This is a genomic window from Candidatus Saccharimonadales bacterium (genome assembly GCA_035945435.1).
GTDB lineage: Bacteria > Patescibacteriota > Saccharimonadia > Saccharimonadales > DASZAF01 > DASZAF01.
Genome location: DASZAF010000019.1, coordinates 1 through 20,321 on the forward strand (window position 1 = coordinate 1; position 20,321 = coordinate 20,321).

The window sequence follows — 20,321 nt, forward strand, 5'->3', positions numbered from 1 at the left end:
CCACGAGGCGACTCAATTTCCACCTCTGCAAACCCTCATCACTGAGGTCAGATATCTCCAACAAGGGCTCGGTACGCGCGACCTGGAACTCCAGTTTACCGATAACCCTCTTCTGGGTGAGCAGAAGACACTTGTCGATAAACTTGCTCATGTAAGCCTCTCTGAGACGTCGTCTCCGCAAGGTATGCATGTTGCCCACCCAACAATTGCCACGTGGCTTGTCGTTGACGAGAAGACCTTAGAGACACATAAGGAGCGACTGATAAACAGACTTAAAGATGTCGAGGCCAGAATCACCAACCTTGAGCTTCGGCTCAAAAACGACCGTTACGTCAAACAGGCACCGAAGGAAATCGTTGCCCAGACTCGGAGCCAACTCAAAGAAGAGCAAGAACTGCACGATAGATTAACGGTGGAGATCAAGGCGTTCACGGCGTAATGGCTGGTGAAGAGCAACGAACGATCGGCGCCCTTCACGGTCGTGCTCTACAACTTACATCGGCTGGAGAGCTGGATGCAGCTGGTTTGGCTTACGAAGAGGTGCTCAGTAGGCTAGAGGTAGACCCCGGCCCTAATCGTTTACTCCGCATCGCAGTATTTAGGGATATGGGCTCACTCTCCCTCCGTCTGGCCATGCGGACGGCGGCAGAACAACCAGGCAGTCGCTCGTTAGTTGATGCTTTTCTTGACGACGCAGACCGGTCAATAGCGAGCTCAAAAGCACTTAGTATGAACGCCAACAGTGCGGACGACATACGCCCGAGCAATATTCAAAACGAACGAGCCGCCACCCAGATGTGGGAAGGACGGTCAGACGTCGTACGCTGGTATCTTACTCACCAGTTCGGACGATGGGTGCGAGCCACTGACTCAATCGATGAGCCTACCTACAGAGACGTGCAACGCAAATTTGCTAACTCTTTGTCGACTCTCAGATTCTTAGGGTTACGCGCCAACCCCTACTACAGAGCCTCCCTTGGTATGAACGCCGCCCGCTGGTCAATGCTTTATGGTGATGAAAAAGAAGCCCGACAGTGGCGGCGCTACGCAATACGAAGTGTTGGGCTTGCAGCAGTTAAGCTAGATGGGCGTAATCTCGCTCATAGCCTGGCAACAATCAAGCGACGTTGGGGTAGCGCGACTGATCGATCAGTCGCTTTCGGTTCGCTTAACCCGTTCGATGCACAGACCGGACGCTACCGGCCAGACGTTGCAGTCTAAGTTAGGGCGATCCGCTTTGCCATGTCGGCCAAAGCCTTATGATCTGGCTCTTTTGTCTCATCCGGCTGGCCATAAAAGTCCTGAACCTCTTTACATGGGATCAGGTGGACATGAGCGTGTGGCACGTGCCAGCCCTCTACTTTGAGGCATATTCGATTGGCATCCGTGACTTCTCTAAGATGTTTCATGAGCATGCGAACTGTCTTCATAACAGCGAAGTAATACTCATCGTTGAGATCCTCAAGATGATCGACCTCAACCTTAGGAATAACCATGAGGTGGCCGGGTTGAACCGGGTAGATGTTGAGGAAAGCGAATGTCAACTCGTCCTCGTAGACCTTATACGATGGTATCTCACCGTTGATAATCTTGGTCCATAGCGTTGCCATAGTATCTATTGTACCTTACTGCCCCACCTCAAGTAGGTACATTGACTAATTTAAAGAACCATGCTAGTATAGGCATATAATAACACCGTTTGGTAAAAATAAAAATGCCGAGACAACAGCAGCATGGACCAGGTCAGGACCTACCTCTCTCAGAAGGACGAGGTGGCACCCGGTCTGCTCAAGAGATGACACCAGCAAGACGAATCGGATTGAGACACTTGGCAGGTGCCGCAGTCCGTGTATTTGGTAGACGAAGTGCCCAGGAGGCGGAACCTGTAGATGCACTGGATGCAATTGATCGTGTGATTCCGTCTATCGTGGACGATTTTCACCCAGAAACCGGCAGGCGTTACCAGAGAGAGAAAGAGCTGCATGCTGCCGCTGTACGCGAGGCTACAAACTCTACTTTTCGTGAACGCTTCCCAGACTCATACGATGAACTGGTCGGTGCTACGGAGAGCCTTTTCGAGAGGTTCATCGTCGGGCCCGTTCGCGGAGACACCGTTCACTTGGCCGACATAGATCACTTCCTTGCGGGTTATCCGTCCAACGTCATAGACGGACTGGGTGATCAAGCTTCCGCCGAGAACATACTCGCAGTTATCCAAACAGGTGAGCGTTTACTCGCTGGTTCAGATGAGGAGACGAGTATGGCCTCACTGCAACTTTCCAATAAGGGCTACCTTGCTCAGATGCTTTCATCTGGGGTTCCACAGCTAGTGGCGCATGAGGGCGTCGAGGGTCTCAGACGGTTCGAGACCATAGTCTCGAAAGACCATGTTCTTGCAGGCAAAAGCTACCTCGAATTCAGACTCAAGTATAAGGGCGGGATGCCAGCTCCCGCTCTCGACCCCGAAGAGGCCGTGGATGAGGTGGCACCAAATAGCCCATTTATGCGCGAAGAAGCCGATGTCGCTTGGAGACAGGAATCCGGAATGGGTATTGAAGAGCGACCGCCAGAATGGGGCGATCTCGCTATGATGGTAGCCAGAACTGATCAGTGGGACAGAGAATATGGCCTAAAATTCAAAAGGGCGATGGGGGGTGATATATCAACCGCCTTTATGAGAGGTGGTGATGGTGCAATTAAGAATAAAGGGGCTCTGGGTTATAGTGGCGATATCGTCTTCTTTCACTCTCACCCCAGCCGGCCTACCGCAGATGGACTTTATGCACCTCTTATCTCTTCAGGGGACGTCTATGCAACTGAATCTAATGATGGAGGCGGTGCCTACCTCAATATCGTATGCAAAAGCGGCGTAACCCTTCTAGTTGACAGCCAGCCTCTGGAGTCTGAGACCCCAAACGGTCCTGTCTACACTGTCGAATCTGGAGACTTACGAGGTTCAGTGTTTGTCTCTCGTGACACTAGCAGAGACCAACGCGACGAAATCTTACGAAAGCTTCGGGACAGTCAGGGACCATATCTCTACAGCATCGATACCACAGAGGCAACCTTATTCCCCCGTAAGCACACCTTTGTGCACATTCCTTGGCAACACCTGGACGCCTCGGGTGTGACGTTGGAGGAACTCTGCTTCGGCGACGGACTACGCAGGATCATACCTGCAGCGCTCGTACCAGCCGGTGAATCACCACAAAACTTGCTCAGTGCCATAAATGAGGCGAAAAGTCTCTCTGACTAGGAAACTCGCCTTGGCGGAAGGGGAGGGATTCGAACCCTCGGTGCGGAAACCCGCACAACGGTTTTCGAGACCGTCCAGATCAACCACTCCTGCACCCTTCCGTAACAACAGAGAGATTATATCATCTATCAGCGAGGGCGGAGTGACGCTTTAGAGGTTATCGCCTTCCAGACGCCACGCTTGAAGCTGACGTCTCGTTCCGGCCTCATTCGAGAGGTCTTGTCGTAGAGGCTCGGCAGCGAAGTTGCGTGGTATTTGGCGCGCAGCTTGTCGTACCACCCTCGATCATAGATCTGCCAGAACTCATCTTCAGTGTAGTAGGCGTGAGCATACAACCACTTCCTGCCGCCATGATCTCTAACAGCTTTTTCTAGTTTGCGATTGACGGCCACAAACTCCTCATATGGTCGCCGGTACGGCGCCCAGACACCGACATTGATAATCCCTCGCGTCTTTAAGTGATTAGCCTGTAGTGGGGAGTTCCTATCTACCTTCAGAGGACAGAGCCACAAAGGATAGGCGTGGAACGTCTTATCGACAAAGCGAAGAAAGTCTACCGATGTCTCGGCAGGAATAGCTAAGTCCTGGACTACGTACTCTTGCGATACTCCACTTGCCTGAAGGGCTTCATACATCTTTCGCGTCTTCATCAATGGGTTGAGCAGATACCGGCTAGCCCGATTAAACGGCACGCCCGCCCGTCGGTAGGCGTATGCCCCCATCCAGAAAGCACCTCGATCATAACGGAAGAGATAGTCACGAATAGGGATCGATACACTTTCGATCGTCGTCGACTGTGCCATCTTGAGAGCATGCAGGTAGAACCATTGATCATGTGCTCTCGTGAAGCGCCGGACAGTCCTAGCCGGACTGCCCGCCAAGCTGCCAACCATAACTACACCCGAATCCTTGGCGAAGAGGATGCCATCAACAAAATCATGCTTCTCCTTACTGACCTTAAGCGTTACGCTGATCGCTTCGCCGAAGCTTTTGACCGGCAGATAGGTGAGCGTCACGTAGGGCTGAGCGGGTATCAGTTGAATTTCCGCAGCAGTGATCACGCCAATGGACCCGCAAGAACCTGCCGAACCCCAGAAAAGGTCTCTCTTTTCCTCCGGCGAGACCCTCACTATCTCGCCATTCGCCAGGATCATCTCGTACCAGTTAACTATCCGATTAAAACAGCCCCACTCAAATGAGCTGCTCTCTCCGGCTCCCCCCTGAATACCACCACCAACTGTAATGCCAGGAAACTCCATAACCACAGGAGGGATCATATCTTCTTGAAGGGTCGCCTCAACCAGTCTGTCCATTGAGACGTTTGCCTCAACAACGACTACCTGCCGCTTCTTGTTGATCGATAGAATATGATTAAGTTGGCTAACGTCTACGGTTGCCTGCTTGTCAAACCTGAGAGTCCGAGTCGTATTGGTTGATCCGTGATAGACACGAAATGGTACGTTCTGGTGGTGATACCGTCGGATGATAGAGGCTATCTTCCTGACACGGGCTGTATGCTCTCGGTTCATCTTTGATGGTAACTATAGCAGATGGCTAGCGACCAAGATGGTATGCTTGTAGGTAATTTATGATCCACTCCGCCCTGAACACCAATCTCTTTCTGACAATCAATCGTTTTGCCCAGCATACCCCAGCATGGCATAGTTTCTTTCTAGACGTTGCGAACGATGGTATCTATGTCTTTGCGCTGCTTCTCATCGCCGGTTGGCTTTATGCCAGACGAACAGGCTTGTCGAGGGTCGCCGCAGTAGTTTGGGCAGGGGGAGGAGCGCTTATCTCACTGGGCCTTAACCAGCCGATCGCTCATTTTTTCAATGAACCACGCCCCTACGACACACATCATCACATCCTAGTTCTGATCAAGAAGGCCAATGACGCCTCGTTCCCGAGCGACCATGGTGTCGTCGTTGGAGCTGTCACTCTAGGACTCTTCTTGGTTAATCCGATCCTTGGTTATATCTCGCTGGCCATGAGTCTGCTGCTCGCTTTCGCAAGAGTGTACGTCGCGGCCCATTACCCGCTCGATCTCCTCGCCGGCTTCACTCTTGGGGCGGTTGTCACGTTCGTAGGTTACCGGCTTACTCGCAAACTGCTTGTCAAACTCTTTTACATCCTACTTACGACGCCACTTTGGCCTCTACTGGGCCAGCACCACCGCGAGAAGAAGTAGCAGCTCGGCCTACCTTAGCTGCCTCTACATCCCCTGCCAAGGCAGCCACAAATGCGTTTAGATCAGCTTCCTCGGCCTCACTCGGAACTTCTACGCCGGCCGCGTTGGCTATTGCTCTGGTTACACGAGCCCTCCGATGCTGTTCGCCCATAGCGTAGTCAGCGATGAGGCGAGCGACCTGCTCCCGAATCCGCTCGCGATGACCGTCAACGTCGGTTTGCAGCTCGAAGAGCGAGTCCATTTGCATCGTCGCTCTGTCTTTTTCGGGGCGGTATCTTTTTCGAAGCTCATTAGCATAGTTTCGAATTAGTGAGACACCCATAAAGATAGCGTTAGTGTCCATGTTGTTAATACGTTGCAAGAGTACTACCATCTCCTCTTGCACGATCGCTTCAACAAGATCAGCGCGCCGGTCCTGGCGATCCAAATCAGCCTCTCGTGCAGCCCTACTGCGGGTTCTTCGCCACCGAAGCTCGGCGTACCCTGGATCATTGTCGATCAAAAAGCTTGCGTGCAGAATCATGACAGGTAGTGCCCGGGCCAACTCCAGTCCTAATCGTTCACTCTTACCCTCTGTCAGATCTCTTATAAGAGGAGGAAGGTCGGCATAGTGAAGGGCGAGAGATAGTAGCCCTGACTTTATACCAAAGGACTTAGCAAACTCTTCTTGAGTCGGGCCGATACGTCGAGGGTTAACTGTCCCACCATAAGCAGCTACATCTTGCCGGGCTTTCTCGAGAGCAATACTCTTCTGGTAGCGATACATCTCTGCGATTGCCCGCAAGTTTCGAAGAATTGGAACCTCGCAGTGGATGTTCTCCTCCACTTGATCGGCAAGCAGACTCACAAGGTTATCTGGTCGGTTTAACTGGGCAGGTATGTACTCTAGGTTGGGATCCCGGTCAGCATCGACAGCAGCCTGCTTGACGCCTTTTAGTCTCGAGTGGCCAGCTACGAGTTGCGCATACTCTCCAGCTCGAGCAACAATCTGGCCGCCGACAATGTAGTCCGTCCCGAGTGGAGTCAATGCCCCAAGCAGGACGTCGGTGCCCCAGGTCTGGTTTGTCCAACGGACATACTCATCCATCAAGTCAGGTGTCAGGATGGCAATGTTAACCGGGTTGATAAGCCCGCGTCGAGCAATCGAGCCAGTCAGTGCCGCCTGTTGAGCGTTCTCACCAGGTCGGGTCTGGCCCAAAACATTGATGCAGCCGACCAAGACGTCATCGATCCTGATCTTCCTTGACGGTCTCATCTCTGGAGAACCGCTCGGCCGAAGGTCAGGGCCGGGGACAGCATGGAGTCGTCTTTCAGCAGCTTCAGGTGGCGCATGCGCTACCATTTAATGCCCCTCCAATCTCGCTACTTATATATGACCACATACAGCAGTCGTCTTCAAGATAAAAGCGATCTATTTTTGTTGACCCTACACGTTTATGTATAATTAGGGCATGTTACTGCTTATCGTTCACATCATTTTGGCCTTAGGCGGCCTCATTCTCATGGGTTCGGCTATAGCCGCCAAGGTAGCAGGTTCACAACTCAGCAAAAGGTTGTCACGAGCATCGCTTATCAGCGCTGCCGGTATGCTCGTTACGGGTTTCGGACTTGTCGTAACAACGCACTCGTCACTGACATCGGCCTGTTTGAGCGGCCTGAGCTATTTAGCGATACTGGTCGTACTCTATGCGGCCTACAGTCGAGCTACTGCCCGTAGTTCCTCAGCCCTATAACGATCGCATTGTACAATGCCATGCCTGTTGGTAGTTACTCGCTGGTAACGGTCACCGACCAGCCGCATTCGCTGTTGACTGCAAGGTAGTAGTTATGGCCAGGGTCTTGAGGATAGATTGTGGTTGTGATGTTCGTGGCTCCACTGCCGAGAGCATTGGCGATAGTCTGGTCATCGCTATTGTTACTGGACTGGATGCCGTACTCAAGGTCTGCAATGAAGTTTCCACTGCCACCATCAGATGAGCAGTCGTAGGAGTAGATCACTGTTAGCTGGGATGTGGATACTAGAAACGGGGCACTGTTCTGGATACCGTTGCCAGACATGTTGAGTAGTACTTTCGGTGTTGACACCGGCCTCGGTGTGGCGGTTGTTTTCGTAGTAGGTGTAGGTTTGTTAGCTGAACTACTCTCGGCCGCCGCTATGTCTTCTCTTTGTGTTGTGTTGCTGGGTGATATTGTGGGGCCAATGCCACCTGGAGGGCTGCTGTTTGTCTTAGTGTCATTGCTTGTAATACTCCCTACGACCCCGACGACTACAAAGAATAAGAGTAACCCCATAACGATTGAGGCTGTTTTATTTCTCTTTGCAAACGATTTGAAAGTCCACTTCTCATAGTGTGGTGTATGTGTCATGCCATACCTCTACTCTTATGTTGTAATGGAACCATCATTCCCTTTACAATGCAAGTCAGATTAACTGTGAGGTAAGGGGATGAAACATGAGAGAGAGCCTAAATGGGCTGCCGTATATAGGGATTTTGTTGTGCTCGCGTTGGTCATACTGATTGCGGGTGTGGTGTATGTTGGCATCACCGTCCGACAAGCTGAGCATGAGGTTGCGGCTGCTGTTCAGGCTGCTAATAACGCGGATATGGACGCTCAGAGCGCAACTAATGAAGCTCATCAGGCTGATCAAGATGCACAACAGGCCGATAGCGATATAGGCAGCGTCTGTTCGGCCGTCAGTGATATACCCGATGCTGGTAGTTGCTAGCTGAGATGCAGGCCGACGAAGCTATGGCTTCTAGAGTATGCGAGTGAGTATCCCCAGAAGTATAGGAGAGTAGCACATTAATATAGAGGGTGCTCTACGCTACACTGTTGAATGTCATACGATGTTTGCCATACGTCTTGGCCGGGATCATTGTATTGGGTTCCTCCCACGTTGATGGTGTTATGTATGCTTTGAGATTTATTTATCCAGAAGTTGTTAACACAAGTGCTGCGTGCGTGCCATTCGTAAAGCTCGAATACAAGTAGTGCAACTATCAGGAATACTACAATCCTTGATGTGTTATAGGTGTTGGCATAGTGATGTGGTTCGTCGTTCATAGTAGTGGTTTCAATATAGTTTAGTAGCTGGTGATATGTGGCCACGGAGGCGGTAGTGAAAGGTTGTATCCGGATGGGCAGGAGTTGCCAATGTTCACTTGATCCTCGCTGTAGAGATTTTGGACGTTGGCATTTTGGTTGTCTATTTCGCTGTTAATTGATGCGACGCTGTCTTGTTGGTATTCGAGCTCTTGAACATACTGAGGGGTTCTGTTGTTTTCGTTTGTTAGAGCTTCGTCAGCTTGATTAATCAAGTTGGTACAGTCTCGCGATTGCTGCTGGGCAAGTTGCTGGTTGTCGTTTTGAGATGAGGTGTCGGTTGGTATTGATGAGCTAGAGGTAGTGTCGAGGGATTTTGTTGTTGGGACGGTGGCGACTGGTTTAGCTGTAGTGCTGGAGGGTAACTTCGGGGTGGATGTGTGAGGTATGGTGATGGCTTGTGATGTAGTGCCGATATATGCCAACTGGTCGACCTTATAGACATGGTATATGGCGATAGACATAATGCCAACGCATAAGACGGCAGTAGTTACCCATATTGGGACGAGCGTTGACCTCTTCATGCCACGCATTATATACCATAAAAAATGCAACATGGTATAATAACCTTTCCACCAGAGATGATCATGTTCTCGCCAGACCTATAACGACCGGTTACCCATCGTGCAATGCCAAGTCTGTTGTACGTGTGTTACTACATAGCTTGGCGCGTGAACCCAGCACTGAACACTGTCATGGAAGAAGAGTATGAACAGAATACCAAGAGCGACAACTATCGGCACCAGAACGGGCCAGATACGTCGGATAGCCAAGGCTCTTGTTCGCCATGTCTCACCTTTGGTATTTGATCGCCCCAGAACATAGCTGAGATAGCTGACGACGCAGAGCGCTAGCGCAACCAGAGGAAGATATAGAACCCAGAGACCAATATACGGCCAGTGCCAGAGCCAAGAAGTATACAGAGTATGATCGTTGATAACCTTATCAAGGGCGTTAGCTAACAAAGCCCCGAAGAAGGGGAGTAAGAGCAGCCCTGCAAGCAGGCTACTTCTGGTAATAAACGGCGGCGTCTGGTTCATTTCACCTCCTGTGTATTGGATGTTCTGCTTAGTGATATTGACCGACTGATCTGCCAGAATATGGAGCCACAGAGCAACTTGGCCTCGCCGAGTCTTAACCCCGTCAACCATATCAGCCGTTGTCCGCAGCATCTCGTCCTCGTAGCGAAGCCGGTATGGCCTTGGATAAAGCCGTAGGGCTTGGGCGTAAAGTGGGAAACGTTTCTTGAGATTACTCACTAGATAACTCCTAACCCGACATCGAGAACCTGGCGGCGGCGAGCAAGCTCCACTGCGTTATGAAAGTACTCGATTTCGGCATTAAGCCTCTTTCGCCCTTTCTCAGTCAGCCGATAGTAGCGCCGTCTCGCTTCTTCGCCAGGGACTTCCTCAATAAGGCCATCTTCGGTTAACTGCTTTATGGTAGTGTAGAGCGATCCGGGGCCAAGCTTTATCTTGCCAAGCGAGTCTTCAGTAACCTGCTGCATGATCTCATAGCCGTGACGCGGTCTTAGGCTGAGAGCCAGAAGAATGCTGAATGAGACCTGAGGGAGTAGATTCATCGAACGTTTCATGATCTTATCATATCGTGTGACGATATAATGTCAATCTATATGTCCACACGACTGTAGAGTAGGCAAAAATTGAGCAGCGTACTCATCGGAGAGCGTGGCGAATCTGTCTGGGGTCCAAACGATGCCAGTATCGTAGACCTGGTCGCCAGGCTGGCTACCAACGACATGCCAATGAACATGATCTCTCTTGATAGCCGACTCAGCTATGTCTGGCCGCGACTTCTGCCAAACGTCGGTACCTTTGAGCCCTAACTTGCCAAGCATGACTGCTCTCAGTATTTCGATCTCAACATCGAGGCTCCAACGTTCGACACGCGTAAGGTGGCGGGGATCAATGATATGCCTGTTTGGGATGACAAGAGCGTGGACGGTCGCACCGAGCAGACGAGGGTTTGATAGAAAACTTGTCACATGCTCTCCTCGATAGATCATACGATCTTGATATGTCGCAGGTTGGCAGAAGTCACAATCACGAGCTGACATACGGCCACAGTAGCCGAGCGGCTATATTTAGGCAACGATAAGCATGTTCATTAGACAAGTATTTCAGGTGCATCGGGGAAGGCGTTGTAACCCCTGGCCCGTAACGAAGCGCAGTAAGCACCGGTGTCCTCGATTATCAGTGTGTCACCAATGTTTGTGCTGGATAACAAGCGGGGTTCGATAGCGTCAGGGTCACCTAGCTTGGTGGTTAAGATATCACCAGTTTCGCAGTTATGACCAACCACCACGTACTCTTTCGTATCCTTACTGTCGTTCAGAGACCGTATCGTATGTCTGGCTCCGTAGAGGGTCGGTCTTAGGATGTCGTTCATACCCGTGTCTGTGCGGAGAAAGGTATAGCTGTCCTTGCCAGTATCGACGATGTCTACCACCGTCGTCAGGAGACAGCCTACGTGCGCTACGAGCCATGTCCCTGGCTCAATCTCAAGCTTGAGTTGGCGGCCATGACTCTTAGCAAAATCGTTCAGCTTTTTCGAGAAGACCTCAACGATCTCAGCCATATCCGCTTCCGCCTCTTCGCCGTAACGATGTACTTTGTAGCCCCCACCAATATCGAGTGTGGTTGCCTCTGGTACCTGCTCGCAGATTCGGAGCGCTGTGTCCATAACGCGAGCCCATATTGAAGACTCGGCACCCGCCCCGATATGTATGTGGAGTCGATCGATGACTAAACCTTTGCCACGGGCAAAATCGAGTGCCTTGTTAAGATATTCATGCCACAGACCAAAGCTGGCATTGGTTCCGGCAGTTATGGTTCGGTGACTGTGGCCAGAGCCAAGTCCTGGGTTAACCCGCAGGGCAATCTTGCTACCCTTCGGCGACACATCACTCAAAAGCTCTAACTGGTGCATCGAAGTAGCGACATACTGGACGCCGGCCTGAAGTAACTCGGATAAGTTATGGGCCGGGATCTGGCTTGATAAGCTGATCTTGTCCCCGGCAATACCATGTTGAAGCAGAGCCTCGGCTTCATAGCTTGAACTGGCATCGAAATGGAGACCAAGATCATCAAGAAGGCTGATGATAACTGGATGAGGATTCGCCTTGATGGCATACCTAACGGTCATCCCAAACGGTGTCATGAGAGCAAGCAACACACGAGCCCGCTGTTCGAGCTCTTTCATACTGTAGACGTAGAGCGGCGTACCATGACGCTCTACTAACCGGTGAGCGTTCTCATCAGATAGCCACATGTCATTACAGAGTACTGTAGATCACCCAAATTGCCAACCTTCCATTGATAATATCGAGAATAGTGGTATAAAAGTTTAAATGTCTGAGATGAGAATACATGAGGTGCTCTCAGTACCTCCGGTCGGCCACGGCAATCCCGCCGTAGCTCTAGCTCTTCAACGACAAGCCGAGCAAATCGGCTTGGATGTCAGGCTTATCAGTCTAGAGACAACTGCGCCACTTGCTCGACTTGCGCATCGCCGCATGACCAGGGATCCTGAGAGAGCCCGACGTTATATCAGTGACCCAGGGCGAAGAACAGGGCCGCTCAGCATCGCCTATGCGATTGCGAGCGCCCATGAATTTGCGAGCAGAGTCGGTGACGCGTCACCAGTTGCCTGGACTACTGTCCAGGAACATGCTCTGCTCGGCGCTAGCCCAAGGGCCTTAGAGCAACTTGGAGTTGTTGGAGTTAGACTTGCAACGCCGGATGTAAGCCCCAAGGAGAGCGGTGTCGCTGCAGCTAGAAAGCATCATGAGCTTGCGACAGTGTTTGTCTGGAATGCGATCACCCAGCGACTGCTTCGCCAACGTGGCATCAAAACCGAGCTGACGGCACCATATCTTGATCGTTACCATGGATACCATGATCTCCCCCAGAAAGGGCTACCGGTCGTGGCAAAGACCTCGGGTAGTGGCTTCCCACTCGAATGGCGACGCACTTTGCACCAGGCCCTTATGGAGCTTAGCTGCGACTGGGCGTTTCACACACCTGAACACCGTCATACTCCGAGCGGAAGCATAGAAAAACCTGACAGTTTGGCGAGTATCCATTCCTACTACAGCGACGTCGGTGATGACACCCAAGCGATAATCTGCTATCCGAGCGAGCAAGTAGGCCTTGTCTGTGGCAGGAACGAGCGTGGCAAGCCGACTTGGATGATTGCACTTCCTCCAAGAGGCACGCATGAGTACGAGAACTTGGTGTTCGCACGCGATCAGGGTGTATTGTGGGGTGAACTTGTGATGGATAACGGTTCAGCCCCAACACTTCCGGGCACTCGCGTAATTCCGGTTGGAAGCCTCACTCAAGAGATTGTTCGACTAGGCAATGAGCAGCCCAACTGGCGCCCCAGTGTCATCGGCCAACAGCCTTTCTGGGAGGTGGCTCAGACTTAGAGAACTACGGACCAGCTGAGATGATACGATTACTATAATGCGCAATACAACTATCTGCTTACTACTCAAGGACGGTTCGGTCTTACTGGCCATGAAGAAGCGCGGCTACGGTGTCGGGAAGTGGAACGGTGTCGGCGGCAAAGCAGCTGATGGTGAATCGATAGAGGAGACGACAATTCGTGAAACAGAAGAAGAGATTGGCGTCACTCCAACCCGCCTCACAAAAGTCGCCACTATTAATTTTCTGTTCCCGCCCGACCAACAATCAGATCATCAGTGCTTCGTCTTTACCTGCGACCAATGGAAAGGTACGCCCAGTGAGAGCGAAGAGATGCGTCCCGTGTGGTTTCCTCTGGATAAAATTCCTTACAAGGATATGTGGGAGAGTGATAGGCTCTGGCTACCGAAGATACTCAATGGCCAGAAGATGACAGTGACCGTACGTTCTGACGCTAATGATAAGATGGTTGGCTACGAAGAACTTCCTAATCGTGTGTAGGCCACTTCCTTAATTATGTTATGATATAGTAAATTCGTTATTGTGGCAGCGGACATCAGCAAGCAAAGAGACGCGAATAATGGGAGCACCGATACCATCTATTGCCGAATTCCACCCTGGAGATGTGGCAGACGTCGCTATTATTGGAGCCGGGCCGGCGGGGGTGCTGATTGGCTCGGATCTGATTACTGCCGGAAGAGTTGCTCCAGGCAACATCTGTCTAGTCGACCCGACCTTTAAGGCCGGTGACTTACAGCGCAAATTCCCAAATGTACCAGGCAATACTGCAGTCGATACATACCTAGGAGCCCTGGCTAGATATCTTGACAGCTCTGACAGGCCAGAATTTTCATTAGACCATATCCCGGGGTCCGAAACCTGTCCGATCAGCGATCTAACGCCACCTATCCAGTGGCTGAGCGATAGACTGCGCAGACAAGTGACAAGTCAGCGTGGATTTGTTGACGACGTCACTCTTCAAGATGACGGGTTCTGGAGGTTAACGGCGGGTGGCGAAACCCCTTGGACGCTTCTTAGCCGAGCGGTTGTCCTAACTACCGGAGGCCGGCCAAAAGAATTTGACGACATGGATGTCTCAGACGTAACTCGCAGTAAACTAATCTTTTTGCGAAAAGCACTCGACGGCGAAGCGCTGTCAAGGGAAGTAGGGTCTGACGACTCAGTCGCCATTCTCGGCTCTTCTCATTCTGGCATTTTGACCCTCATGAATCTTATGCAGATACCGCCCGAGTTACGGCCCCATTCAATAACGATGTACCATCGATCACCTCTCCGCCTGTCGAGTAAAGTTAACGGGACTACATTTTACGATAACACCGGTCTGAAGGGTTTACCGAAAAAATGGGCCGAAAGAAATCTGGCCAATAAAGATGATGGAACCATAGAGTATGTGGGCGAAAGATCTCCTTCGACTTCAGTGAGCTTCGTCCGACTTGATAATGTAGACGAACTCGCGGCGCTCCTTGAAGCAGACGAGACATGCACAAAGATTGTGGACGCCCGCGGTTTAGTGCCGCGCGAGAAGCCATACGTTTGGGCGCACGGCCTGGCCCGTCGTATTTCGACTGCCGCCATCGCTCACTTCGGCGCAATCGACTCTCGGGAAATGCCAGGCCTGTTTGCTGCTGGCGTGTTAGCGCCAAGGAGGGTCACAGAAAAAACATTAGGCGGTGAGGTGCTGCATGCAGGTGACGTCGGCGTGACCAAATTCGCAAAAACGTCGCAAGAGATTGCAGATGCGGCACTGACGCATTTAGGTCTTGCTCGAATATGACAAGCGATCGCTCACTCTGATTTACGACACCAACTACCACCCAGGTTGCTTAGGCCTCTAATTGCTTCCGTCTGGGATCAGGACGACGAAACTGGTCGTCAAACACACTCTGGACATTAGCGGCAGTCAGTGAGCCATCGTAATCGTTGTTAAAGCTGATACCATCGGCGTCATCAAAACCAACGACGATGCTAAAGGCGGCTGGTCCGTAGCGTCTTGTAGACTTAGCTTGCGCGGTGGACAGCTCCTCTACGTCATCAACCTCGTAGATGCGCACAGTACCTCCTAAGCCATTGATCCTACGATAGAACTCGGTAAGCATACCATGTCGAAAGACCATCATACCTCTGCGATCAGCTGTCGCTGCCGTCACCAAGCCGTACTCTCTGCCCGTTTCGTCACGTTGGTCGTATTGGGCTAGAAGCATCTCCTCCGGCCAGCGAGCAAAGTTCAGTATGCCAAACTCTGGACCCGATAGTACCTGACTAATTCCCGGACGTTGCTGCTCCAAATGGATAATGGCGGCGATGTTATCCTGTATATATGTGAGCTCAAAGCCGCCGTCTGCTTCCGCCCATCTACTTCGCAACTCGTCGTAATCAAGACCGAACCTGTCAAATATTGGCTTGATAACCGTTTCAGAGACTCTATCCTTAATGCTTTGATCAAGTCTTGGCTCGATCTGGGCTTCACCGAGCATCTCTCCTCCCAGCTTGGCTATCTCTGGATCCGGGTGTGCCATTATCTCGATTGCCGTCCTGACGACTTGTTCCTGCAGAGGGAGATCCTGGAAGCTTGCCACTATTGCCATTCCGTAGGCAAAAGTCGGTCGTCTTGCCTTGTCGATGTGCTTAAGTATCATAAGGGTTCGAGCCCTGTTGCTTTCGTCCGACTCGTATTCGCCGCCAGGGTTTGTCGTCTCCACAAGCGCCTCCCATAATGGCGTGCTTTTGACCAACGTCGCCTGAGTCCTTGCTAAGCGCGGCGTCAATCCCACCGAGACCGGCAGTTAGAACGTCGGAAGCTGCTAAGTGGACAGCAATGACTTGAGGGTTGCGTACATCGTCCTCTCGGATAGAGCCTCCGACATTAAAGTGGGTGCCCTGTAACTTTTGAACAACTCCTAGAGCTGCACCGAAGTCGGGTGATGCACTATCGGCTTGTAGGCCCGCTACTAATGTGGCCTGGTGTCGCCCAATATACCCTGCGGCCTGCCTGAGACGCCTTCTATCAGCAGACCAGTAGCGTTCCGTAAGTATCTCGTCGAGTCTGGTAACCACTCTGCCGATATCCCGGGATGGGGGACCGGCCTCGTCGCCATCCTGTCTGAGGGCAAGCTCAGAAGCTGAAGTGCCAACACGACTCAACCGCCGTATTCTCCAAGGGCGTTCACCAAGCAGCCTTCTCGCTACTACGCCACCCGGCTGATTATACTCGCGGGGTGCATCGGGATCCCCAGTTGGTTCAGGATTTTGGTGTCTATCTTGTGTCATTTGTTTTTGTGTACGATGTTATAGCAAACATATAATAGCATGCATAGATAAATAAGTCAATAAGCATAAGCTTTGACTTATAACACCTTTTATGCTAAAATAATCCCATATGGAAGCACCAGTCACCGACCAACGTTACCCTGGCGAGGATCTTGTAGAGGCGCATCGTAAAAGATACGAGATGATCGGTAGACTGCGACCAATAGGCAGGGCAGTCTGCATCGCAGCGGGGGTGGCTCTCACCGTTAGTATCTTGGGGCACACTGGTAACGCGCCAGAAGCTGTTCGTTCTATGCACGAGTATGGCACTGGCTCACCTATAGCGCCGGCATTCCCGAACCATCAACCACATACATCCCTTGCACCCACACCAGGCTTCGACGAATCACCAACCGGCCCTGGCTGGCTATGGCCGGCAGGCTACGACTATCTTATCGGAGCGGTCATGCTTGGCAGCTTCATTGGAACACGTGTCCTTAGTGTTATACACAGGCGAGGCGCTGACGATGGCACCAACCTGCGTCCACACGGCATGCCAGTTCAACGAATCTACGACAGGCCTTACCCCGCAGACAGAGAGGTTGTTTGGGGGCGGGATGCTCGCGTGGCCGCAAAGACCAGGATAGGACGCCACCTAGGTTTTATGGCTAGAGTCACACACAAGAGTAGGGTTGCCCAGAGATACCAGCCCGAAGTACACCGCATGCAGGCTAGTGGCGACCGTCGCTACCGCCGTACTGCCGCCTAATATTTGAACCTGAGGCTGTCTTTTGGGTTAATATCGCTGCAGGATGGCTGTTAATATACGTGTTCGATCAGTCAACTTTAGCTTTAGGCGCAAGCACCTAGTCTCAGGTTCGGTAATACTAGTCTTACTTGTTCTGAGTTCCCTGTGGCTTGCGAATATCAGTCCCTACAGAACTGACGCAAACGAACAGTACTTTCGCGCTAAAGTGTTGAGCACCCACATAAGCCGGTCGCCGACATTTGGTATGACCGAGACTATCGAAGCACAAGTTGTTGATGGGCCACATGCATCTAATACGACAACGGTTACCCGTACGGTTAACTATGGCGACAAAAGTTACGTGCGCATGCCGGTAGGAAGTGACATCTTACTCGGCAAAGAGAAGGGGACGGCTAATATCTACCAGTATATTGAACGTTGGCATATACCTGGTGTTGCAACGATCTTCACCATACTTCTTATAGTAGTGCTCCTGGTTGGCTGGTGGAGGGGCCTGACAAGCCTACTTGGGCTAACCATCAGCATATGGGTGCTCGCCGTTTTTGTGATACCCCGAATTATAGCCGGGTCTTCTCCGTATGCCGTTTGTATTGAGGCTGCATTTGTAATCACCATGATCTCGATCTACACCGCCCACGGGTTGAGTAAGCGAACGACGATCGCTTTGATAAGTTCCTGTATAACTCTTGGCGTGGTCATCGGCTTGGTCGCCCTCTCAACATACCTGGTCGGCACATCCGAGGTGGTCAACGAAGACGCAACCGGACTGGTGAGTGGCGCAAATTCAATCAGCCTCTCAGGCCTATTCACCGGAGCTATCATCATCGCTTCCCTCGGGGTCCTATACGACATAACGACCAGCCAGTCAGCTGCAGTCGACGAGATAAGAAAGGCTAATAGAAAACTCTCGAACTTAGAGTTGTATCACAAGGGTTTGTCAGTAGGGCGTGAGCATATAGCAGCACTCATTAATACGCTCGCGCTTGCCTACGTGGGCGTTGCCCTTCCCTCGATCCTCATAACCGTCATGTATAACAATGGTGCGCCGTTCGTCGTTGCTCTAAATGGCGAGCCCGTGGTCGAAGAGATCATCCGGACATTCGTAGCTTGCATGGGCACGCTTCTCGCCGTACCTATAACTACCGCCCTCGCAGCATATCTCCTCCCAAGATGGAGCCCGCACAAACAAAAACTCCTGAAAAACTGACGCGAGGCATTAATGGCGTATCGTTAGAAGCCCTTCGCCCCGTCTATGAGTCATTCTGTATTGTCTCGTGATTTTGGCCCAGTGCTTCAGGAGTGGTTAAATATAAGCAGCATGCAGCTCCTCTCAGCTAAAGACATACAAAAAAGCTACCGCAAAAATCATGTCCTGCGCGGTATTGATATTACTGTATCGGCAGGGACACTCGTTGCTATTGTCGGTGAAAACGGTTCGGGTAAGTCTACATTGCTGAAAGTATTAGCCGGTGAGCTTGCCTCGGACAGCGGTAGCGTACAGATAGAAGGTACTATCGGGTACTGCCCACAGCAGCCAGTTGTAAACGAAGCACTGACCGTGGGCGAACATTTGGGCTACTTCAAGGAAGCCTACCGATTGCCCAACACAGACTACGCAGACCACCTGCTTAACGTGCTGCATTTCAGCAAGTTTAAGGACGAACAGGTAGGCAACCTAAGCGGCGGCACCTGCCAAAAACTTAACCTGACTTTGGCGCTTATGCACCAGCCCTCGGTGCTGCTGCTTGACGAGCCATACCAAGGTTTTGACTGGGAAACCTATCTGCGTTTTTGGGATGTAGTTGAGGAGCTTAAGCGTAGCGGAAAAGCAATCGTCGTTATTTCGCACCTGATCTTTGAGCAAAAAAAGTTTGATCATATACTGCACCTGCATAACGGCCGTATTCGTGAGGTGCGAGCATGACGCAGTTCGGAGCAGCGGTCAGGTTCAGCCTCAAAGAACAGCTGACTAATCGTTTTGCGCTTGGACTGCTGGTATTATTTGTGCCCGTCTGGTACTGGCTGTTGGGTATTATTACACCTAGCAACGGAATACCCTTTAAGTTTGGCCCGACTGGCACACTCCTGCAGGTGAACGGTCACGAGCTTATATTACTTACTGCCGGTCTAAATGTCTTAGCCATGATTTTGGGCTTCATGTTTTTCCACTCGGCCCACAAGTCGTTGGTCTTTGATAAACGTTTGACGAGGGCCGGCCTGGGACGTGTGAGTTTCATAGTCGCTAAAGGGCTCGCGCTGTGTGTAGTGACCGCCGTGCTAGCACTGTACACGCTGGCAATACTTTTGGCCTTTTGGCACTTCCCAAACAACGTGTTTGAGGTTTGGTTGGGCTTCTGGCTCGTTTCACTGGTGTACGGCGCTTTCGGTCTACTACTCGGCATGCTGCTGAACAGCGAGTTGGCTGGCTTCTTTATCGTTATCATGGTCAGCCAAATCGACGTCTTTCTGCAGGTGCCGATTGGAAACCCCGTGGCTAACAAAGCATTCCTAAAGTTTTTCCCAAGCTACGGCGCTGAACAGCTCAGTACTGCAGGAGGCTTTACTCACGTATTTGCTAACAAAGAACTGCTGATGAGCCTTGCGTGGTTTGTTAGCTTTCTTTTGATAGCCTTAGCTATTTTTTACATACGAACGCGGTACAAAGGCAGCTTACGCACAGTGAGCCGTTAGGAAGCAAAAGAGGCCAATACGACCTCTAGTTTTTATGATACCCGCACTTGGTACATCGCAGTCGATAATATCAGAACATATTTTTGCTTAGCCATGCGACATGAAACGCAAAGCGCCTATCAGCACGAGGCTTTCAGCCACTACCCAGAGCGTGCTCGAGATGATCAGAGGCTTATCACGTATCTTGAGGCTGTAGGCCAACCATACTGCTGACGCGACAACATAACCGGTCCAGCTGATAGTAGATATGCTGGAAGCGTTGTGAGAAGACCATATTTTATAAATCTGAGGTATCGTTAGCAGCGGTTCTATAACAGCAATGAGAAGAAATATAGCGCTTAATGCTCTTGATCCACTTTGATGCTTTTTCGTGTGGTTCACTTAGTATTTATACTAGCACGCCCAAAAGGGCTAGGTGTCTGAGTATTGATTAGTATGAGTTTTTATGTTAAAATATAGTATATATGTCCCCACAACCCCCGCGCCATATCGGTTTTCATATCCGACGCCCAGGTCCTGATCAAGAGCCGGAGCATCCAGGCCACAGAGGCCAGATAGATGACGACCAGGCGCGGCGTTTAGGCCACTCTACGT

24 protein-coding genes and 1 tRNA gene are annotated in these 20,321 nt (G+C 51.3%); 13 read left to right on the plus strand and 12 right to left on the minus strand.

Going from position 1 to position 20,321, the window contains the following annotated elements:
* Window positions 1–439: hypothetical protein (locus tag VGS28_02225; GenBank protein HEV2412602.1), on the plus strand; the 439-nt coding region annotated here is incomplete at its 5' end.
* Window positions 439–1,221 carry a hypothetical protein gene (locus VGS28_02230; protein HEV2412603.1) on the plus strand — a complete coding sequence of 261 codons (783 nt, stop codon included), beginning with the start codon at window positions 439–441 and terminating at the stop codon, window positions 1,219–1,221. The genes VGS28_02225 and VGS28_02230, both read left to right, overlap by 1 nt.
* Here VGS28_02230 and VGS28_02235 read toward each other — a convergent pair.
* Window positions 1,218–1,610 carry an HIT family protein gene (locus tag VGS28_02235; GenBank protein ID HEV2412604.1) on the minus strand — a complete coding sequence of 131 codons (393 nt, stop codon included), beginning with the start codon at window positions 1,608–1,610 and terminating at the stop codon, window positions 1,218–1,220. The genes VGS28_02230 and VGS28_02235 overlap by 4 nt on opposite strands.
* A gap of 89 nt (window positions 1,611–1,699) precedes the next feature.
* On the opposite strand from VGS28_02235, the gene VGS28_02240 reads away from it, so the two are divergent.
* Entirely contained in the window at window positions 1,700–3,256 is a 1,557-nt protein-coding gene (locus VGS28_02240; protein HEV2412605.1) for a hypothetical protein, read from the plus strand.
* An 11-nt stretch (window positions 3,257–3,267) separates the two neighbouring features.
* Here the strand turns inward: VGS28_02240 and VGS28_02245 are convergent.
* Window positions 3,268–3,357 (minus strand) — tRNA-Ser (locus VGS28_02245).
* Window positions 3,358–3,384: 27 nt separating this feature from the next.
* Window positions 3,385–4,785, minus strand: coding sequence for an FAD-binding protein (locus VGS28_02250; GenBank protein HEV2412606.1), 1,401 nt, complete (start codon window positions 4,783–4,785; stop codon window positions 3,385–3,387).
* A 59-nt stretch (window positions 4,786–4,844) separates the two neighbouring features.
* Between VGS28_02250 and VGS28_02255 the strand changes: the two genes are divergently transcribed.
* Window positions 4,845–5,447 (plus strand): phosphatase PAP2 family protein, encoded by a 603-nt coding sequence (locus VGS28_02255; GenBank protein HEV2412607.1) that lies wholly within the window; start codon window positions 4,845–4,847, stop codon window positions 5,445–5,447.
* Here VGS28_02255 and VGS28_02260 read toward each other — a convergent pair.
* Window positions 5,395–6,789 carry a hypothetical protein gene (locus tag VGS28_02260; GenBank protein ID HEV2412608.1) on the minus strand — a complete coding sequence of 465 codons (1,395 nt, stop codon included), beginning with the start codon at window positions 6,787–6,789 and terminating at the stop codon, window positions 5,395–5,397. The two genes, VGS28_02255 and VGS28_02260, sit on opposite strands and share 53 nt — an antisense overlap.
* A gap of 109 nt (window positions 6,790–6,898) precedes the next feature.
* On the opposite strand from VGS28_02260, the gene VGS28_02265 reads away from it, so the two are divergent.
* Window positions 6,899–7,180: a hypothetical protein gene (locus VGS28_02265; protein ID HEV2412609.1), complete on the plus strand. Its 282-nt coding sequence runs from the start codon at window positions 6,899–6,901 to the stop codon at window positions 7,178–7,180.
* 34 nt (window positions 7,181–7,214) lie between these two features.
* On the opposite strand, the gene VGS28_02270 is transcribed toward VGS28_02265, so the two are convergent.
* Window positions 7,215–7,814, minus strand: a complete 600-nt coding sequence (locus VGS28_02270; GenBank protein HEV2412610.1) for a hypothetical protein — start codon at window positions 7,812–7,814, stop codon at window positions 7,215–7,217.
* 79 nt (window positions 7,815–7,893) lie between these two features.
* Here VGS28_02270 and VGS28_02275 point away from each other — a divergent pair, with 79 nt between their 5' ends.
* Window positions 7,894–8,175, plus strand: coding sequence for a hypothetical protein (locus VGS28_02275; protein HEV2412611.1), 282 nt, complete (start codon window positions 7,894–7,896; stop codon window positions 8,173–8,175).
* A gap of 358 nt (window positions 8,176–8,533) precedes the next feature.
* Here the strand turns inward: VGS28_02275 and VGS28_02280 are convergent, their stop codons facing one another.
* The 5 genes from VGS28_02280 to VGS28_02300 all read right to left on the minus strand — a co-directional run bounded on the left by VGS28_02280 (window position 8,534) and on the right by VGS28_02300 (window position 11,843).
* The gene (locus VGS28_02280) at window positions 8,534–9,076 is read right to left on the minus strand and encodes a hypothetical protein (GenBank protein ID HEV2412612.1); all 543 of its coding nucleotides are present in this window, start codon (window positions 9,074–9,076) and stop codon (window positions 8,534–8,536) included.
* A 78-nt stretch (window positions 9,077–9,154) separates the two neighbouring features.
* Complete coding sequence (locus VGS28_02285) at window positions 9,155–9,811, minus strand: hypothetical protein (GenBank protein ID HEV2412613.1); 657 nt, start codon at window positions 9,809–9,811, stop codon at window positions 9,155–9,157.
* On the minus strand, window positions 9,811–10,146 hold the full coding sequence (locus VGS28_02290; GenBank protein HEV2412614.1) for a PadR family transcriptional regulator: 336 nt from the start codon (window positions 10,144–10,146) through the stop codon (window positions 9,811–9,813). Before VGS28_02290 ends, VGS28_02285 begins: the two co-directional genes overlap by 1 nt.
* A gap of 30 nt (window positions 10,147–10,176) precedes the next feature.
* A complete protein-coding gene (locus VGS28_02295; GenBank protein ID HEV2412615.1) occupies window positions 10,177–10,578 on the minus strand; it encodes an HIT domain-containing protein in 402 nt (133 codons plus the stop codon).
* A gap of 101 nt (window positions 10,579–10,679) precedes the next feature.
* Window positions 10,680–11,843: a diaminopimelate decarboxylase gene (locus tag VGS28_02300; protein HEV2412616.1), complete on the minus strand. Its 1,164-nt coding sequence runs from the start codon at window positions 11,841–11,843 to the stop codon at window positions 10,680–10,682.
* 88 nt (window positions 11,844–11,931) lie between these two features.
* Between VGS28_02300 and VGS28_02305 the strand changes: the two genes are divergently transcribed.
* The 3 genes from VGS28_02305 (at window position 11,932) to VGS28_02315 (ending at window position 14,795) form a co-directional block, all read left to right on the plus strand.
* Entirely contained in the window at window positions 11,932–13,002 is a 1,071-nt protein-coding gene (locus tag VGS28_02305) for a hypothetical protein (GenBank protein HEV2412617.1), read from the plus strand.
* Window positions 13,003–13,039: 37 nt separating this feature from the next.
* Window positions 13,040–13,501 (plus strand): 8-oxo-dGTP diphosphatase, encoded by a 462-nt coding sequence (locus VGS28_02310; GenBank protein HEV2412618.1) that lies wholly within the window; start codon window positions 13,040–13,042, stop codon window positions 13,499–13,501.
* A 79-nt stretch (window positions 13,502–13,580) separates the two neighbouring features.
* Window positions 13,581–14,795 carry a hypothetical protein gene (locus VGS28_02315; protein ID HEV2412619.1) on the plus strand — a complete coding sequence of 405 codons (1,215 nt, stop codon included), beginning with the start codon at window positions 13,581–13,583 and terminating at the stop codon, window positions 14,793–14,795.
* 49 nt (window positions 14,796–14,844) lie between these two features.
* Here VGS28_02315 and VGS28_02320 read toward each other — a convergent pair whose 3' ends face one another.
* Both VGS28_02320 and VGS28_02325 read right to left on the minus strand, forming a co-directional pair.
* A complete protein-coding gene (locus tag VGS28_02320; GenBank protein ID HEV2412620.1) occupies window positions 14,845–15,720 on the minus strand; it encodes a hypothetical protein in 876 nt (291 codons plus the stop codon).
* The gene (locus VGS28_02325; GenBank protein HEV2412621.1) at window positions 15,647–16,288 is read right to left on the minus strand and encodes a hypothetical protein; all 642 of its coding nucleotides are present in this window, start codon (window positions 16,286–16,288) and stop codon (window positions 15,647–15,649) included. Before VGS28_02325 ends, VGS28_02320 begins: the two co-directional genes overlap by 74 nt.
* Window positions 16,289–16,397: 109 nt before the next feature.
* On the opposite strand from VGS28_02325, the gene VGS28_02330 reads away from it, so the two are divergent.
* The 4 genes from VGS28_02330 to VGS28_02345 all read left to right on the plus strand — a co-directional run bounded on the left by VGS28_02330 (window position 16,398) and on the right by VGS28_02345 (window position 19,727).
* A complete protein-coding gene (locus tag VGS28_02330) occupies window positions 16,398–17,036 on the plus strand; it encodes a hypothetical protein (protein HEV2412622.1) in 639 nt (212 codons plus the stop codon).
* Between the two features lie 43 nt (window positions 17,037–17,079).
* Complete coding sequence (locus VGS28_02335) at window positions 17,080–18,243, plus strand: YibE/F family protein (GenBank protein ID HEV2412623.1); 1,164 nt, start codon at window positions 17,080–17,082, stop codon at window positions 18,241–18,243.
* Window positions 18,244–18,354: 111 nt separating this feature from the next.
* Window positions 18,355–18,960 carry an ABC transporter ATP-binding protein gene (locus VGS28_02340; GenBank protein ID HEV2412624.1) on the plus strand — a complete coding sequence of 202 codons (606 nt, stop codon included), beginning with the start codon at window positions 18,355–18,357 and terminating at the stop codon, window positions 18,958–18,960.
* Window positions 18,957–19,727, plus strand: a complete 771-nt coding sequence (locus tag VGS28_02345; protein HEV2412625.1) for a hypothetical protein — start codon at window positions 18,957–18,959, stop codon at window positions 19,725–19,727. The genes VGS28_02340 and VGS28_02345 overlap by 4 nt, the downstream gene beginning before the upstream one ends.
* The last annotated feature ends 594 nt before the right edge of the window (window positions 19,728–20,321 follow it).

What these genes read in the sequence shown, in the direction of transcription:
- VGS28_02230 (HEV2412603.1), top strand. Translation starts at nt 439, where the DNA reads ATGGCTGGTGAAGAGCAACGAACGATCGGCGCCCTTCACGGTCGTGCT.
- VGS28_02235 (HEV2412604.1), bottom strand. Translation starts at nt 1,610, where the DNA reads ATGGCAACGCTATGGACCAAGATTATCAACGGTGAGATACCATCGTAT.
- VGS28_02250 (HEV2412606.1), bottom strand. Translation starts at nt 4,785, where the DNA reads ATGAACCGAGAGCATACAGCCCGTGTCAGGAAGATAGCCTCTATCATC.
- VGS28_02255 (HEV2412607.1), top strand. Translation starts at nt 4,845, where the DNA reads ATGATCCACTCCGCCCTGAACACCAATCTCTTTCTGACAATCAATCGT.
- VGS28_02260 (HEV2412608.1), bottom strand. Translation starts at nt 6,789, where the DNA reads ATGGTAGCGCATGCGCCACCTGAAGCTGCTGAAAGACGACTCCATGCT.
- VGS28_02265 (HEV2412609.1), top strand. Translation starts at nt 6,899, where the DNA reads ATGTTACTGCTTATCGTTCACATCATTTTGGCCTTAGGCGGCCTCATT.
- VGS28_02270 (HEV2412610.1), bottom strand. Translation starts at nt 7,814, where the DNA reads ATGACACATACACCACACTATGAGAAGTGGACTTTCAAATCGTTTGCA.
- VGS28_02275 (HEV2412611.1), top strand. Translation starts at nt 7,894, where the DNA reads ATGAAACATGAGAGAGAGCCTAAATGGGCTGCCGTATATAGGGATTTT.
- VGS28_02280 (HEV2412612.1), bottom strand. Translation starts at nt 9,076, where the DNA reads ATGAAGAGGTCAACGCTCGTCCCAATATGGGTAACTACTGCCGTCTTA.
- VGS28_02290 (HEV2412614.1), bottom strand. Translation starts at nt 10,146, where the DNA reads ATGAAACGTTCGATGAATCTACTCCCTCAGGTCTCATTCAGCATTCTT.
- VGS28_02295 (HEV2412615.1), bottom strand. Translation starts at nt 10,578, where the DNA reads ATGATCTATCGAGGAGAGCATGTGACAAGTTTTCTATCAAACCCTCGT.
- VGS28_02300 (HEV2412616.1), bottom strand. Translation starts at nt 11,843, where the DNA reads ATGTGGCTATCTGATGAGAACGCTCACCGGTTAGTAGAGCGTCATGGT.
- VGS28_02305 (HEV2412617.1), top strand. Translation starts at nt 11,932, where the DNA reads ATGAGAATACATGAGGTGCTCTCAGTACCTCCGGTCGGCCACGGCAAT.
- VGS28_02310 (HEV2412618.1), top strand. Translation starts at nt 13,040, where the DNA reads ATGCGCAATACAACTATCTGCTTACTACTCAAGGACGGTTCGGTCTTA.
- VGS28_02315 (HEV2412619.1), top strand. Translation starts at nt 13,581, where the DNA reads ATGGGAGCACCGATACCATCTATTGCCGAATTCCACCCTGGAGATGTG.
- VGS28_02325 (HEV2412621.1), bottom strand. Translation starts at nt 16,288, where the DNA reads ATGACACAAGATAGACACCAAAATCCTGAACCAACTGGGGATCCCGAT.
- VGS28_02330 (HEV2412622.1), top strand. Translation starts at nt 16,398, where the DNA reads ATGGAAGCACCAGTCACCGACCAACGTTACCCTGGCGAGGATCTTGTA.
- VGS28_02335 (HEV2412623.1), top strand. Translation starts at nt 17,080, where the DNA reads ATGGCTGTTAATATACGTGTTCGATCAGTCAACTTTAGCTTTAGGCGC.
- VGS28_02340 (HEV2412624.1), top strand. Translation starts at nt 18,355, where the DNA reads ATGCAGCTCCTCTCAGCTAAAGACATACAAAAAAGCTACCGCAAAAAT.
- VGS28_02345 (HEV2412625.1), top strand. Translation starts at nt 18,957, where the DNA reads ATGACGCAGTTCGGAGCAGCGGTCAGGTTCAGCCTCAAAGAACAGCTG.